Genomic DNA, 13,789 nt, shown 5'->3' with positions numbered 1-13,789 from the left:
GCGGGCGCGCAAGGCCGGCGTCCCGGTCTTCCACATCGTCCATCATGGCAAGCCCGGCGGCGCCCTGTTCAATCCGGACGGCCCGCGGTCCGGCATCGTCGCCCCGCTGATCCCGCTGGACGGCGAGACGGTGGTGGTGAAGCATCTGCCCAACGCCTTCGCCGGGACGGATCTCGACGACCTGATCCGCGCCACCGGGCGCAAGGAGCTGATCGTCGCCGGCTTCCAAACCCACATGTGCGTCAGCAGCACGGTGCGCGCCGCCCTCGACCTCGGTTGGCGGACCACGGTGGTGGACGCGGCCAGCGCCACCCGCGACCTGCCGGACGGGGCCGGCGGCGTGATCCCGGCCGAGACGCTCCACCGCGCCACCCTCGCCGCCCTGGCCGACCGCTTCGCGGTGGTCGTCAAGGACAGCCGCGCCTGGGGGTGAGGGCATCGGGCGGGGCGCTTTCCTGGTCGACCTCGATGATCGTGCCGGGGGCGACGCCGTTCCGGGCGAAGGCCCGCGCGGCGATCAGGTGGAAACTGCAGCGCGGCGAAGGCGCGGACCGGCGGCACGGTGGACGGCGTGCTGCTGGGCATCGCGCTGCTGGCGCTGACCGCCATCTCCTGGGGCGGCATGTTCCCGGTGGCCAAGGCGGCGTTGGCGAGCATCGACGGCTTCTACCTGACGCTGCTGCGCTAAGGTTTCGCCTCGCTGATCCTGATCGGCATCCTGGTCCGGGTGGAGGGCTGGCGGGCGCTGGCCGGCGAGGCTGCCCAGCGCCACCCGCGAGGCGGCGAAATCGCGCCACAGGACGCGCATTGGTGATAAGGGCTGCGACGGGGACGGTTCGGCGAGGCTGCTCATGCCGCACCTCCCGCCCCGGCGGTGCCGACGCGCGGGTCGAGCAGCCGGTAGAGGATGTCGGCCAGCAGGTTCACCGCGACGAACAGCAGGACCACCGCGACCAGATAGGCGACGATCACCGGCCGGTCGAGGACATGGATGCTCTCCACCATCAGCCGCCCCATGCCGGGCCAGGCGAAGATGCTCTCCGTCGCCATGGAGAAGGCGACGGTGGAACAGAATTCCAGCCCGATCACCGTGACGATGGGAATCAGGATGGTGCGCAGGATGTGCACCCCGACCACCCGCGACGGGGCCAGCCCGCGCGCGCGGGCGAAGCGGACGTAATCGAGATGCACCACCTCCCGCACCCCGGCGCGGGTCAGCCGCAGGATCAGCGCCAGCTTGAACAAGGCGAGGTTGGCGGCGGGCAGGATCAGATGGGCCAGCCCGTCGGCGGTCAGGAAGGACCAGCCCACCCCCAGCACCGCCACCGTCTCCCCCCGCCCCGAGCTGGGCAGCCAGCCGAGCCGCACCGAGAAGCCGATCACCAGCATCAGCCCGACCCAGAAGCCGGGCAGGCTCAGCCCGACCACGCTGCCCGCCATGATCAGCCGCGCCGCCGCCGCGCGCGGGCGCAGCCCGGCGTAGAGGCCAAGGCCGATTCCCAGCCCGGCGGCCAGGACCAGGGCTGCCAGCGACAGCTCCAGCGTCGCCGGCAGCCGTTCGACCACCAGCGCCAGGGCCGGCTGGTTGTAGATGAAGCTGCGCCCCAGATCACCCTGGAGCGCACGCGCCACGAACAGCAGGTATTGCCGCCACAACGGCTGGTCCAAACCGAAGGACGCGGCGATGCGCGCCCGCTCCGCCGCGTCGGCCTCGGGCGGGACCAGGATGTCCACCGGGTTGCCCGCGACATGAAGGCCGACGAAGACGAGCACCGTCATCGCCAGCACCACCAGGGCGGCCTGCGCCGACCGGCAGCCCGTCCGCGAGCGCGAAGGGAACGCTGGCCGCCGGGATGCCGGCGCTGTTGTAGACGGAGGTGAAGGCGCTGTAGCGGCGCAGCGTCTCGTAATAGCCGTCGAGATCCGTGCTCTGCATGTCCACCGTTCCGATGGGCAGCGGCGGGGCGGCGAAGGTCGGGGTCAGCAGCACGTCGTAACCCTGGAAGAAGCGCCCGAACAGGCGCGACAGGCCGTGGATCGTCTAGATGGACCGGGCGAGGTCGGCGCCGCTGTAGCGGGCGGACTCCCCGGCCCACAGGCGGGTGATCGGCTCCAGCTCGTCCGGCTCGATGGGCCGGCCCAGCGCCTCTTCGCGGGCGCGCAGGACGTTGGCGATGTTGGAGGCGACGATGATGCGCGTCGCCCGTTTCAGCGCGGCGCCGTCCACGCCGGGGCTGGCCTCCTCCACCCGGTGGCCGAGCGACTCCAGAAGCGCCGCCGCGTCGGTCACCGCCTTGGCGGCGGCGGGATCGACGGCGCGCCCCTCATGGTCCACGGTCTGGAAGGCGACGCGCAGCGGCGCTGGATCGCGCTCCACGAGGTCGAGGTAGCGCCCGTCGAAGCGCGGCGCGGCGTAGGGATCACCCGGCTCCGGCCCGTGGGTGGCGTCGAGCAGGGCAGCGCTGTCGCGCACCGAGCGGGTGATCGCGTGGTGGACCGACAGGCCGTTCCAGCCCTCCCCCAGGTCGGGACCGAAGGGGTTGCGCCCGCGCGTCGGCTTCAGCCCGAAGGTGCCGGTGTTGGAGGAGGGGATGCGGATGGAGCCGCCGCCGTCGGTGGCGTGGGCCGCCGGCACGATGCCCGCCGCCACCGCCGCCCCGCCGGAGGAGCCGCCGACACTGCGCTCCCGGTTCCACGGGTTGCGGGTGGGGCCGAACAGGGCGAGGGCTGTCTCGCAGGCCAGCGGCTCCTCCCCCGTCAGGCTCCGGGCCTGGGCGAAGGCCTCCTCGGCGAAGCGGTCGACGACGGCGTTGATGAGCGGGTTGACCGCCTCCAGCCGGGCCAGGGCGGACTCCAGCAACTCGACCGGGGACACTTCGCGGCGCCGGACGAGGCGGCGAGGCCCACCGCGTCGTGGGCCTGATAGTCGGAAAACAGGGACATGGCGGGATTCCTCAGACCGGCTCGGCGAAGACGGCGTTGGTGTGGCCGAAGGCGTTGCCGGGAACGAAGCGCACGTAGCCCTTGCGCCCCGCCCGGTTGAAGCGCGGGTAGAAGACCGGGATGACGCCCACGTCCTTCTCCAGCGCGGCCAGCGCGTCGCGGATGCGGGCAACCCGCCGCTCGGCGTCGAAGTCGCCGAGCGCCGCCAGCAGCGGCGCGTCCAGCTTGGGGTTGGAATAGCGCTGGCGGTTGAAGGGGCCGGCCCCGGTGTCCTGGTTCTTGGTCAGCACCACCTGCCGCAGCAGCTCCGCGCTGTTGGTGGTGGCGTAGGTGGTCAGGAACAGGGCGAACTCCCGGTTGGTGGCGCGGGAGAAGAAGGTGGCGATGGGCAGCGTCTCCACCTTGGTCTCCACACCGATGCGCGAGAAGCCCTGGGCGATGGCCTGGAGCACCGCGACGTCGCCGGTGAAGAAGCCGCTCGGCCCGTGGATGGTCAGCTTGAAGCCGTCGGGATAGCCGGCCTCCGCCAGCAGCCGCTTGGCGCGGGCAACGTCCACGGCGATGGGCGCGCGGTTGGGCAGCCGGTCCGGGGCGGGCGGCGGGGCGGCGCGCCCCGGCGTCGGGGATGAAGCGGGTGCGGATGCGGCTCCAGCCCGGCGTCCGTCCCCAATAGGCGGGGTTGGGCTCCAGCTCGATCTGCTGGCCGACGGTGAAGCCGGCGTAGCGGAAGGCCCCGGTGCCGACGGCGAGCTTGCCCGAGGTGAAATCCGCCGTCTCGGCGCCCGCGTGGAGCTTGCGCGACAGGATGTAGAGGTTCGTGAAGTCGCGGTCGAGGAAGGGGTTCGGCGTCTTGCTGCGGATGCGGAAGCTGCGGTCGTCGATCACCTCCACCGCCGCGACGTTGCGCACGTAGGGCACGAAGGAGCCGGGGCTGTTCGGGACGTTGGGCACTCGCTCGATGGTGAAGGCGATGTCGTCCGGCGTCAGCGGTGTGCCGTCGTGGAAGCGGATTCCCGGACGCAGCTTGAATTCCCAGGTGGTCTCGTCCAGCGCCCGCCAGGATTCGGCCAGCAGGGGGCGCAACGTTCCGGTCGCATCCTCCGTCACCAGCGGGTCGAAGATCTGCCGCAGCGTCTGGTTGTTGGTCGGCGACTGGTAGAAATGGGGGTCGAGCGAGTTCGGAGCCGAGGTCGCCCCGATGGGGAGCGGGCGGGAGCCGGAGGAGGCCGCGGGGTTGCTCTGGGCGAAGGCAGCGGTGCGGGTGAAGGCGGCGGCGGGCACCAGCCCGGCCATCGCACCCAGGAAGGTACGGCGATCCATGAGTCTCTCCACGGCAGGTGTGACGGGACCACCGGGGGCATCCAATCACCATGTTACTTCGCTAAATCATTTTTATTCATCCTATTTGCTTGTTGAGTTCGCGCAATCGTCCAAAATTGAACAGCGTTTGTGCTCGGATGAACATGCGCATGCAGGCGTCAAGAGCAGGAATCGCGGCGCGCCGGACAGGGCGGGCAGGCCCCGTTCCGACGCGCAACGTCCTTTCGCTGTCTTGCCCCCTGCCCGTCCTTACACCGGAACGATGTCGGCCCCGCTTTCGGTGAAGGCCAGCCGGTAGCCGCTCTTCGCCAGAATCCCGGCGCCGAACAGGTCCCAGGTCGTGGCGCCGCCGGCGCGGAACCGGCTGCGGAACTCCTCCTCCTTCGCCTCCTTCTCGCGCGAGACGCGGGCCACCTCGTCGAGATCGGCCAACGGGATCACCACCACGCCGTCGTCGTCGCCGATGATCAGGTCGCCGGGTTCGACCCGGATTCCCCCCACCTCGACCGCCTGGGCGAGCGGGCCGAGCCGCGCCTTGTCGCCGCGCGACCTCAGGCTGATCCCGCGCGCGAAGACCGGAAGATCCAGCTTGCCCAGTTCCGCGGCGTCGCGGACGGCACCGTCGATCACCACGCCGCCCAGGCCGCGGGCGAGCGCCGCCGTGGCCATATTGTCGCCGAAGGACGCGCCATCGATGAAACCACCGGCGGAATAGACGATGACGTCGCCGGGACGGGCGAAGGAGATGGCCGCATGGGCGGTCAGGTTGTCGCCTGGCTGCCCCTGCGCGGGAAAGGCCGGCCCCAGGATGCGGAAGCCGGGCCGCAACGGCTTGATCACGGAATCGAGCGCGCCGCGGCGGCCCTGGGCCTCGTGCGCGGTGGCGGCGGTCACCCCCTGGAAGGCGGCGATCTGGGCCGGGGTGGGGCGGGGAAAGTCGAAGTCGGGTCGGCTGGTATCGGGTCGGTTGCTCATGCTCGGTCGGTCCTTCTCAGTCACGGGCTTCGGTCGTGGTGTCGCCGAAGGGGTCCAGTTGGAAAAAGGCGGGGTCCGGACGCGCCGCCCCGCTCTCGATGCGACGCACGGCGTCGCGCACCCGCCGGTTCGCCCAGGCGTCGACTCCGGTGTCCTCAGCGCGGGCGAGGACCGGCCCGTAGATCTCCTCGACCTCGGTCCGCCGGCCCTTGAGGATGTCCTGCCCCATGGAAGGACGCTGCCCGGCGCCCTTGCTGGAGACGGCGGAGGCCAGGAGCGCCTCCTCCACCCGGGCCAGCACAGCGCGGTCGCCCTCCGCCGCGCGGGCAAACAGGGCGGCGGGCGTGCCGCCGATCCCCTCCAGCCGCAGGCCGAGCCGCTCGCCGATCAGCACCGCCTCTCCGGCCAGCCGGATGCCGAAGCGGCGCAGCAGCGGGTTGCGATCCATCGCGTCGATCGGCAGGCCGGTCGCCGCGGACAGGCCGTTGCGCATGGCGTTGGCCGCCAGCTTCGACCAGCGCTCGCCGGTCAGGTTGCCGGTCACCGTCACGGAATCCACTTTGGCGACGAGATCGCGCAACGCTTCGATCCGTGGCGTCGTCCGCCCGTCGGGCTCGCCGATCCGGAAGACCGGGATGCCCGGACTGCCGCGCGACACCCGCCGCAGGATGCGTCCGGCGCGGTCGAGTTCGACCCCGATGCGCGCGGCGATCAGCCCGACGACGCGGTCCCCGCCGACGATCTCCGCGATCACCGGTTCGTTCAGGCCGTTCTGGGCCGAGACGACGAAGCCGCCGGGGGCCAGCCGGGGGCGGAGCAGTTCCGCCACCCGCCGGGTGTCCCAGGACTTGACGGCGACGATGGCGATGTCGACGGGGCCGAGGTCGGCCAGCCGGTCTTCCGGCAGGATCGGGACGCGCACGGTCTCGTCCTCCTCCGCCCGCGCGCCGGTGATGGCGAGGCCGGAGCGGGCGACCGCCGCCACATGCTCCGCCCAGCCGTCGACCAGCGTCACGTCCTCGCCCTCCGCGAACAGGCGGGCGCCGATGTAGCCGCCGACCGCGCCGGCCCCCAGGACGGTGATGCGTGGTCGGACCGGAGCGGTGGCTTCCGTCACGCCCCGCCCTCCAGCCACAGGTTCTTCAGCGAGGAGAAGGCGGCGTCGGGCCGGTCCTCCAGCCCCTTGACCCGGCGGTTGTGCAGCGTGACGCGCTCCAGTTCGAACAGCGGGATGTTCGGCAGGTCGGTCATGGCGATGCGCTGCCAGGCGTGGAACGCCTCCGTCCGCTTGGCCGGATCGGATTCGCGCAACGCGGTTTCGATCACCGCATCCAGTTCGGGGTTGGAATACTGGGCGCCGTTGGTGTTCGGCACGCCCGGCGCGATGGAGCTGGTGGCGTAGAGCCGGTAGAGCCCCAGCGACGGGTCGATCATCGCCGAGAACTGGCCGGAGCGGGTGTCGTAGTCGTAGTTGGTGTAGACCCGCTTGTAATAGGTCGGCAGGTCGGCGGCGCGCAGTTTCAGGTCGATGCCGACCGCCTTCAGGTTCTGGCGCAGGAACTCCGCGGTGTTCTGCTGGGATTCGGTGTCGTTGGAATAGTCGTGCCACAGCGCGAAGCGGACGCCGTCGGCGCCGCGTTTGTAGCCCGCCTCGTCGAGCAGCCGTTCCGCCGCCGCGGGGTCGAAGGGATAGCCGGCCACGTCCCTGGTGTAGGATTTCTGGTAATGCGGAATCGGGCCGGTCGCCGGGGTGCCGAAGCCGTACCAGGCGGCCTCAATCAGCCCCTTGCGGTCGATGGCGTGGGCGATGGCCCGGCGGACCCGCACATCGCCGGCGATCTTGGATTTGACGTTGAATTCGAAGGTGAAGAAGGGCGACAGCCATTGATAGCCGGCGGTGGTCAGCGCCAGCTCGGGGTTGGCGCGCAGGCGGGCCGCGTCGGCCAGCGGGATCGGGTCGAAGGGGCCGTAGACCACCTCCCCGGTTTCGAAGGCCGCGGCGCGCGACGCCGCGTCGGGGATGATGCGGAAGATCAGGCGGTCCACATAAGGCTTGCCGGCGTCCCAGTAGGTGGGGTTGCGCTCGAAGGCGATGTATTCGCCGCGCTTCCACTCCACGAAACGGAAGGGGCCGGTGCCGACCGGGTTGATGTTGCGCGGGTTGGTGCGGGCGTCGGTGTTCTCGTAGAGGTGGGCGGGAAGCACCTGCGATTCCGCGGCGGACAATGCGTTCAGGATGATCGCCGAGGGGCGGGACAGGCGCAGCACCGCCGTCGAAGCGTCCGGCGTCTCCACCGCCGTCACGTCGCCGAAGGTGGTGCGGCCGCGCGGGTGGTGCTTCTTCCACAGCTCCAGAACGCTGTAGGCCACGTCCCGGGAGGTGAAGGGCGTGCCGTCGTGCCAGGTGACGCCCTCGCGCAGGTGGAAGGTGATGGACAGCTTGTCGGGCGACACCTCGAACCGCTCCGCCAGGGCGGGGATCGGGTTCATCTGCTGATCGTAGCTCAGCAGCCCGTCGTAGATGTTGGGCGACACCACGTTGACGCTGAAGTGGTTGTTGACGGTGTTGGTGAGGATCGGGGGTTCCGGGTTGATGACCGCGATCAGCGTCCCCCCCTTCACCGGCCCCGCCGCGGCCAAGGCGCGCCCCGCCCCGGTGGCGAGAACGGAGGCCCCAAGGGTCAGGGCGAGGAAGGAACGGCGTTCGATAGGGATCACGGAAGTCTCCTCAGGGGACGAAGGGTGTTGGCTTCGGTCGGATTCGTTTCGGCCGATCGCGCCGGGGCCAGATGGCAGGCGACGCGGCGGCCGTCGGCGGCGTCGCGCAGGGCGGGCGCCTCGCGCCGGCAGCGCTCGACGGCGAGCGGGCAGCGGGTGTGGAAGGCGCAGCCCGGCGGCGGCGCGAAGGGGCTGGGCAGTTCGCCCGCCAGGACGGTCCTGGTCGCAGCGCGGCCCGCGTCCGGGTGGGCGGCGGGGGCCGAGGCCATCAGCGCGCGGGTGTAGGGATGGGCGGGCTCGTCCACCACGTCGGACCAATCGCCGATCTCGACCACCCGCCCGAGATACATCACGGCCACCCGGTCGGCCATGTGGCGGATGACGCCGATGTCGTGGCCGATGAACAGGTAGGCCAGCCCGTGCCGCTCCTGGAGATCGACCAGCAGGTTCAGCACCTGGGCCTGCAGCGACACGTCGAGCGCCGAAACCGGTTCGTCGAGGACCACGACGTCGGGCCGGGGCGCGATGGCGCGGGCGATGGCCACGCGCTGCCTCTGCCCACCGGAGAGCTGGTGCGGGAAGCGGTCGGCCAGCGCGCGGGCCAGCCCGACGTCGTCCATCAGCGCCGCCACCCGCCGCGCCCGCTCTGCGGCGTCGCGGACGGTGGGCAGCAGCGGTTCGGCGATGGCCCGCGCCACCGTGTAGCGGGGATCGAGCGAGGCGGCGGGGTCCTGGAAGACCATCTGGACCCTGGTGGTGAAGGGCGCCGCCGCCCTCCCCGTCAGCCGCGTCACGTCGGTTCCGTCGAGGAGAATGCGGCCCGACGCCGGGGCGGTCAGGCGCATCACCGCCCGCGCCAGGGTGGATTTCCCGCAGCCGGACTCCCCGACCAGCCCCAGCGTCTCGCCGCGCCGCAGGGTGAGGTCCACCCCGTCCACCGCGTGGACGGTGCCGTTGCGCGTCCGGTGGGTGACGCGGAGCTTTTCGATGGTCAGCACGCGCCGCCCCCTTCCCCGGAGATCACAAAAGGCACCGCCCTATCGGAAACCGAGGTGTCGGCGAGGCGCGGCCGGGGTTCCCCGCGCGTCCGGCGGCCCGGCCGCGCGGCCAGCAGGGCGCGGCCGTAGGGGTGGCGGGGACCATTGAAGAAGTCGCGCACGTCGCGGTCCTCCAGCAGGCGCCCGTCGCGCATCAGCAGGACGCGGTCCGCCGCTTCGGCCACCACGCCCAGGTCGTGGGTGATGAGCAGAAGCGCCATGCCAAGCTCGTCCTTCAGGCGGATGAGAAGCTGGAGGATCTGCGCCTGGATGGTGACGTCGAGCGCCGTCGTCGGCTCGTCGGCGACCAGCGCGACCGGCGACGCGGCGAGCGCCAGGGCGATCACCACCCGCTGGCGCATCCCGCCCGACAGGCGGTGCGGGTACTCGGAGAAGCGGCGCCCCGGTTCGGGGATGCGCACCAGATCGAGCAGCTCCAGCGCGCGGGCGGCGGCGGCGCGGGCGCCGGTCCGCCCGTCGGCGCGCACCGCCTCGACGATCTGGTCGCCGATGGTCAGGACGGGGTTGAGCGCCGCCTGCGGGTCCTGGAAGACCATCGACACCGCGGGATGCCCGGCCAGGCGCCGCTGGCGGGGCGTCCGGCCGAGGATGTCCGCGCCGGCCAGGGTCACGCGGCCGGTGATCCGCGCCTCCGGCGGGGCCAGCCCGGCGATGGACAGGCCGGTGACCGTCTTGCCGCTGCCGCTTTCCCCGACCAGCGCCGTCACCTCGCCCGCCTTCACGGTGAAGGAGAGGCCGTCCACCGCCCTGGTGCCCGCAAAGGCGATCGACAGGTCGCGCACCGCGATCAGCGGTTCGCTCACTGTCATCGCGCCGCCCCCCGCGGATCGAGCCGCTCCGACAGGCCGTTGCCCAGCAGGGTGAAGGCCATCACCGTGGCGAAGATGGCGAGGCCGGGCAGCGCCATCAGGTACCACAGCGTGCGCAGCAGCGGCCGAGCGTTGCCGATCATCGCCCCCCAGGACACGAGGTTCGGGTCGCCGAGGCCGAGGAAGGCCAGCGCCGCCTCCACCAGCACGGCGTGGGCGACCACCGCGGCGATCATCGCCACCACGGGGGCGATGCCGTTGGGCAGCACGTGGTTCAGCAGGATGTGGCCGTGGCCCAGCCCCATCGTCCGCGCCGCCAGCACCCAGTCGGCGTTGCGGATCCGCAGCACCTCCGCCCGCGTCAGCCGGGCGATCTCCGGCCAGGAGGTCAGGCCGATGGCGAGCATCACGCTGCCGATGGACGGCGCCAGCACGGCGACCAGCACCATCGACAGCAGGAAGGACGGCAGCGTCTGGACATAGTCGCACAGCCGCGACAGCAGATGGTCCGCCACCCCGCCGAAGTAGCCCGCCACGGCGCCCAATCCGACGCCGATCAGCGTCGCCACCGCAGCGGCCCCGACGCCGACCGCCAGCGACACCCGCGCCCCGAACAGGAGCTGCGCCGCCACGTCCCGCCCGAGCTGGTCGGTGCCGAGCGGAAAGGCGCCGTCGGTCAGCGGCCACAGGCCGCGCGGCCCGGTCATCGCCATGGGATCGCCCGGCCGCAGCAGGCCGGCGGCGGCGGCCAGCAGGGCGAGCGACGCCACGCAGAGCACCCCCAGCCGCAGCGTGGACAAGGAAAAACGCGCGCTCACGCCGTCACCTCGATCCGCGGGTCGAGCGCGGCGTAGGAGACGTCGACAAGGATGCCCATGACGATCACCAGGAGGGAATTGCAGAGGAAGAGGCTGAGCAGCAGGTTCACGTCGCGGTCGGCCACCGCCTCGAAGGCGAGGCGGCCCAGGCCGGGCCAGGAGAACACCGTCTCCACCACCACCGCCCCGCCCAGCATCGAGCCGAGCTTCAGGCCGCTCAGAGTCACCACAGGAAGCAGCGCGTTGCGCAGGATGTGCCGCAGGGTCACCCGCGTTTCGGAAATGCCCTTGGCCCGCGCGGTGCGCACGAAATCCAGCCGGCTCGTCTCGATCACCGCGGCCCGCGTGACCCGCGCGTAGAGGGCCGCGTAGCCCAGCCCCAGCGTGGCGGCGGGAAGCACGAGATGGGCGGCGACGTCCACCGCGTGCGGCCAGCCGACGCCCGGCGCGCCCACCGTGGCGTAGCCGCCGATGGGCAGCCAGCGCAGCTGGACGGCGAACAGCACGATGCCGACAAGCCCGATCCAGAAGGACGGCACGGCGAAGATCAGGGAGGACAGGACGGACACCGCCCGGTCGAAGCGGCCCCCCGGACGGCGCCCGGCCAGGACCCCCGCCGCCACGCCGACGGCCACCGCCGCCAGAACCGCCACGGTGACGAGCAGCGCCGTCGCCGGCAGCCGCTCCAGAACGAGGTCGGCGATGGGCCGGTTGTAGCGGAAGGAGAAGCCCAGATCGAACCGCAGGAGTTGGGACAGATAGGCCTGGAACTGGTCGAGCGCCGAGCGGTCCAGCCCGAACCGTGCGCGCAGGTCGGCCATCTGCTCCGCCGTGGCGATCCCGCTTTCACCGGCCATCACATCGACCAGATCGCCGGGGACCGCCTTCAGCAGCAGGAAGTTCACGACGATCATGAGGACGACCATCGGCGCGGCCGCGAGCGTCCGCCGCAGCATGAAAGCGAATAACGTCATGGTTGCAGCTCTGGGGGTGCTTTTGCACATTTTCGGAATTGGAAAATCGGACGAACAGATTGTCGCTTGATTTGTAATTTACCCCTTGATTCCTACTCTGTCTATAGGCAATAGTCTGTTCTCGATACAGGGCGGGGATGTTGTTTCCTCGCCCTCAGAAAAACCACCGTCTTTTCAGAAAAAGCCCGGCGGCACTCGCTTCCGGTCGAAGTCATCTCATTGACTGCGCGTGGTCGTTCCTTCGACGGCGGCGCTTCATATCCTGGGAGTTCTCATGAAGATCGCGAGGGTTGAGAGCTTTTTCTTCAATCCCGGCCGCGCCAAGAATCTTCTTTTCGTTCGCATCGAAACGGAGAGCGGAATTTACGGCTGGGGCGAGGGCTACGTCACCGCGGGCAAGGAAAAGGTCGTCGCCGCCTATGTGGACGCCATCGCGCCGCTTCTGATCGGGCGCGAGATCTGGAACATCCGCCAGCTCGCCCAGACGCTGCTCGACGATTTCTCGATCCGCCGGACCTCCGTCGATTTCCTGTGCGCGCTGAGCGCGGTCGAGATCGCGTCCTGGGACATCGTCGGCAAGCGCGCCGGCCTGCCGGTGCACAAGCTGCTCGGCGGCGCCGTCCGCGAGAAGATCCGGGTCTACGCCAACGGCTGGTGGTTCGGCGCGTCCTCCATCGACGACACCGCCAACCGCGCCGCGGCGGTGGTGGCGCAGGGCTACGACGCGCTGAAATGGGACCCGATCCCCGGCCCGTGGCGCAACTACGTCGATCCGAAGGACCTCGACCACGCCGTGGAGAACGTCCGCGCGGTGCGCGAGGCGGTCGGCCCGAACGTGGAACTGCTCATCGACGGCCACCGCCGCCTGTCGCCGAACAACGCGATCCGCCTGATCGAGCGCCTGCGCGAATTCGACATCGCCTGGTACGAGGAGCCCTGCCCCCCGGAAAACCTCGACCTGACGGCGGAGGTGCGGCGCACGACCACCGTCCCCATCGTGTCGGGCGAGGCGCTCTACACCAAGGAGCAGTATCTGCCGCTGTTCGAGAAGCGCGCCGCCGACATCATCAACCCGGACATCAGCGCCGTCGGCGGCATCCTCGCCATGCTCGACATCGCCGCACTGGCGCAGCCGCATTCCATCGCGGTCAGCCCGCACAACTTCAACAGCCCCATCGTCGGTCTGGCCGCGACGGTCCACCTGTCGGCGCTGGTCACCAACTTCACCATCGCCGAACTGTTCGTGAACCTCGTCGAGCCGACGCGGGAACTGGCCCTGCAGGGGCTGACCATCGCCGACGGCTATGTCGACATCCCCGACACGCCGGGTCTCGGCGTCGATCTCGACGTCGAGGTGCTGCGCCGGCACCCCTATCAACCGCTGTCGGGCAAAGGGCTGCGCGACCACCGCGACGAGTTCCCCCGCCGCGGTCCCCCCTCCACCTTCAAAATCGCCGCGACCGCGTGACGCGGGCTTGGGAGCCATTCCGACATGACCAGCATCCGCACCGATTTCCCCCGCCCCACCCCCGAGCAGGTCGCGGCCTTCGCGACGATCGGCGCCGCCACCGTCCATGAGGCGCTGGGCCGCCGCGGCGCCGTCGATTCGGCGATCAAGCCGATCTGGCCGGGCCTGCGCATCGTCGGGGCCGCCTTCCCGCTGAAGACCCAGCCGGGCGACAACCTGACCCTCCACGCCGCGATGAAGCTGGCCCGTCCGGGCGACGTGCTCGTGGTGGACGCCGGCGACTACCCCGAGCAGGGCTCGTTCGGCGACGTGATGGCGACCTCCGCCCAGTCGCTGGGCCTCGCCGGTCTGGTGACCAACGGCGGCGTCCGCGACGCCGCGGCGATCCGCGACATCGGCTTCCCGATCTTCTCCCGCGCCATCTCGATCAAGGGGACGGTGAAGGCGACGCTGGGGCCGATCGCCCAGCCCATCGTCGTGGGCGGCGTCACGATCCATCCGGGCGACCTGATCGTCGGCGACGACGACGGCCTCGTCGTCGTTCCGCTGGACGAGGTCGAAGCCGTCCTGGCGGCGTCGCGCGCCCGGCTGGAGAAGGAGGAGCGGCTGCGCGCCGAACTCCAGTCCGGCAAGACCACATGGGACATCGGCAACTACGACGCGCTCCTGGCCCAGACCGGCCAGAGCCTGCAAGCGTGAACGGGAG

15 protein-coding genes and 1 pseudogene are annotated in these 13,789 nt (G+C 70.8%); 4 read left to right on the top strand and 12 right to left on the bottom strand.

Features of this window, described 5'->3' with window-relative positions:
• Positions 1 to 433 (top strand): cysteine hydrolase family protein (locus tag ACFPMG_RS19910; protein WP_376996839.1); only part of this gene is annotated, 433 nt, incomplete at its 5' end.
• 129 nt (positions 434 to 562) lie between these two features.
• A complete protein-coding gene (locus tag ACFPMG_RS19905; RefSeq protein ID WP_376996838.1) occupies positions 563 to 688 on the top strand; it encodes a hypothetical protein in 126 nt (41 codons plus the stop codon).
• 161 nt (positions 689 to 849) lie between these two features.
• Here the strand turns inward: ACFPMG_RS19905 and ACFPMG_RS19900 are convergent, their stop codons facing one another.
• The 12 genes and pseudogenes from ACFPMG_RS19900 to ACFPMG_RS19845 form a co-directional block, all read right to left on the bottom strand.
• Entirely contained in the window at positions 850 to 1,725 is an 876-nt protein-coding gene (locus ACFPMG_RS19900; protein ID WP_376996843.1) for an ABC transporter permease, read from the bottom strand.
• Complete coding sequence (locus ACFPMG_RS19895) at positions 1,610 to 1,990, bottom strand: hypothetical protein (RefSeq protein ID WP_376996837.1); 381 nt, start codon at positions 1,988 to 1,990, stop codon at positions 1,610 to 1,612. Before ACFPMG_RS19895 ends, ACFPMG_RS19900 begins: the two co-directional genes overlap by 116 nt.
• Before the next feature lie 51 nt (positions 1,991 to 2,041).
• On the bottom strand, positions 2,042 to 2,875 hold the full coding sequence (locus ACFPMG_RS19890; RefSeq protein ID WP_376996835.1) for an amidase: 834 nt from the start codon (positions 2,873 to 2,875) through the stop codon (positions 2,042 to 2,044).
• A 79-nt stretch (positions 2,876 to 2,954) separates the two neighbouring features.
• Positions 2,955 to 3,500, bottom strand: coding sequence for an ABC transporter substrate-binding protein (locus tag ACFPMG_RS19885; protein WP_376996833.1), 546 nt, complete (start codon positions 3,498 to 3,500; stop codon positions 2,955 to 2,957).
• 63 nt (positions 3,501 to 3,563) lie between these two features.
• Positions 3,564 to 4,236, bottom strand: a pseudogene (locus ACFPMG_RS19880) (ABC transporter substrate-binding protein); the annotation flags it as partial.
• A 276-nt stretch (positions 4,237 to 4,512) separates the two neighbouring features.
• Positions 4,513 to 5,238 (bottom strand): RraA family protein, encoded by a 726-nt coding sequence (locus ACFPMG_RS19875; protein WP_376996831.1) that lies wholly within the window; start codon positions 5,236 to 5,238, stop codon positions 4,513 to 4,515.
• A 16-nt stretch (positions 5,239 to 5,254) separates the two neighbouring features.
• Positions 5,255 to 6,355: a ketopantoate reductase family protein gene (locus ACFPMG_RS19870; RefSeq protein WP_376996830.1), complete on the bottom strand. Its 1,101-nt coding sequence runs from the start codon at positions 6,353 to 6,355 to the stop codon at positions 5,255 to 5,257.
• Complete coding sequence (locus ACFPMG_RS19865) at positions 6,352 to 7,956, bottom strand: ABC transporter substrate-binding protein (protein WP_376996828.1); 1,605 nt, start codon at positions 7,954 to 7,956, stop codon at positions 6,352 to 6,354. Before ACFPMG_RS19865 ends, ACFPMG_RS19870 begins: the two co-directional genes overlap by 4 nt.
• Positions 7,953 to 8,954 carry an ABC transporter ATP-binding protein gene (locus tag ACFPMG_RS19860; RefSeq protein WP_376996826.1) on the bottom strand — a complete coding sequence of 334 codons (1,002 nt, stop codon included), beginning with the start codon at positions 8,952 to 8,954 and terminating at the stop codon, positions 7,953 to 7,955. Before ACFPMG_RS19860 ends, ACFPMG_RS19865 begins: the two co-directional genes overlap by 4 nt.
• Entirely contained in the window at positions 8,948 to 9,823 is an 876-nt protein-coding gene (locus ACFPMG_RS19855) for an ABC transporter ATP-binding protein (protein WP_376996824.1), read from the bottom strand. Before ACFPMG_RS19855 ends, ACFPMG_RS19860 begins: the two co-directional genes overlap by 7 nt.
• Positions 9,820 to 10,641 (bottom strand): ABC transporter permease, encoded by an 822-nt coding sequence (locus ACFPMG_RS19850; RefSeq protein WP_376996822.1) that lies wholly within the window; start codon positions 10,639 to 10,641, stop codon positions 9,820 to 9,822. Before ACFPMG_RS19850 ends, ACFPMG_RS19855 begins: the two co-directional genes overlap by 4 nt.
• On the bottom strand, positions 10,638 to 11,615 hold the full coding sequence (locus ACFPMG_RS19845) for an ABC transporter permease (protein ID WP_376996821.1): 978 nt from the start codon (positions 11,613 to 11,615) through the stop codon (positions 10,638 to 10,640). Before ACFPMG_RS19845 ends, ACFPMG_RS19850 begins: the two co-directional genes overlap by 4 nt.
• A 274-nt stretch (positions 11,616 to 11,889) precedes the next feature.
• On the opposite strand from ACFPMG_RS19845, the gene ACFPMG_RS19840 reads away from it, so the two are divergent.
• Together ACFPMG_RS19840 and ACFPMG_RS19835 are read left to right on the top strand one after the other, a co-directional pair.
• Complete coding sequence (locus ACFPMG_RS19840; protein WP_376996820.1) at positions 11,890 to 13,083, top strand: mandelate racemase/muconate lactonizing enzyme family protein; 1,194 nt, start codon at positions 11,890 to 11,892, stop codon at positions 13,081 to 13,083.
• Positions 13,084 to 13,107: 24 nt separating this feature from the next.
• Positions 13,108 to 13,782, top strand: a complete 675-nt coding sequence (locus ACFPMG_RS19835; protein ID WP_376996818.1) for a 4-carboxy-4-hydroxy-2-oxoadipate aldolase/oxaloacetate decarboxylase — start codon at positions 13,108 to 13,110, stop codon at positions 13,780 to 13,782.
• Positions 13,783 to 13,789: the final 7 nt, after the last annotated feature.

It is taken from the genome of Azospirillum himalayense, assembly GCF_042657465.1.
In the GTDB taxonomy this organism is placed as follows: Bacteria; Pseudomonadota; Alphaproteobacteria; order Azospirillales; family Azospirillaceae; genus Azospirillum; species Azospirillum himalayense.
This window is presented reverse-complemented; position numbering and strand designations above follow the sequence as displayed.

What these genes read in the sequence shown, in the direction of transcription:
- ACFPMG_RS19875 (WP_376996831.1), bottom strand. Translation starts at nt 5,238, where the DNA reads ATGAGCAACCGACCCGATACCAGCCGACCCGACTTCGACTTTCCCCGC.
- ACFPMG_RS19845 (WP_376996821.1), bottom strand. Translation starts at nt 11,615, where the DNA reads ATGACGTTATTCGCTTTCATGCTGCGGCGGACGCTCGCGGCCGCGCCG.
- ACFPMG_RS19835 (WP_376996818.1), top strand. Translation starts at nt 13,108, where the DNA reads ATGACCAGCATCCGCACCGATTTCCCCCGCCCCACCCCCGAGCAGGTC.
- ACFPMG_RS19840 (WP_376996820.1), top strand. Translation starts at nt 11,890, where the DNA reads ATGAAGATCGCGAGGGTTGAGAGCTTTTTCTTCAATCCCGGCCGCGCC.
- ACFPMG_RS19855 (WP_376996824.1), bottom strand. Translation starts at nt 9,823, where the DNA reads ATGACAGTGAGCGAACCGCTGATCGCGGTGCGCGACCTGTCGATCGCC.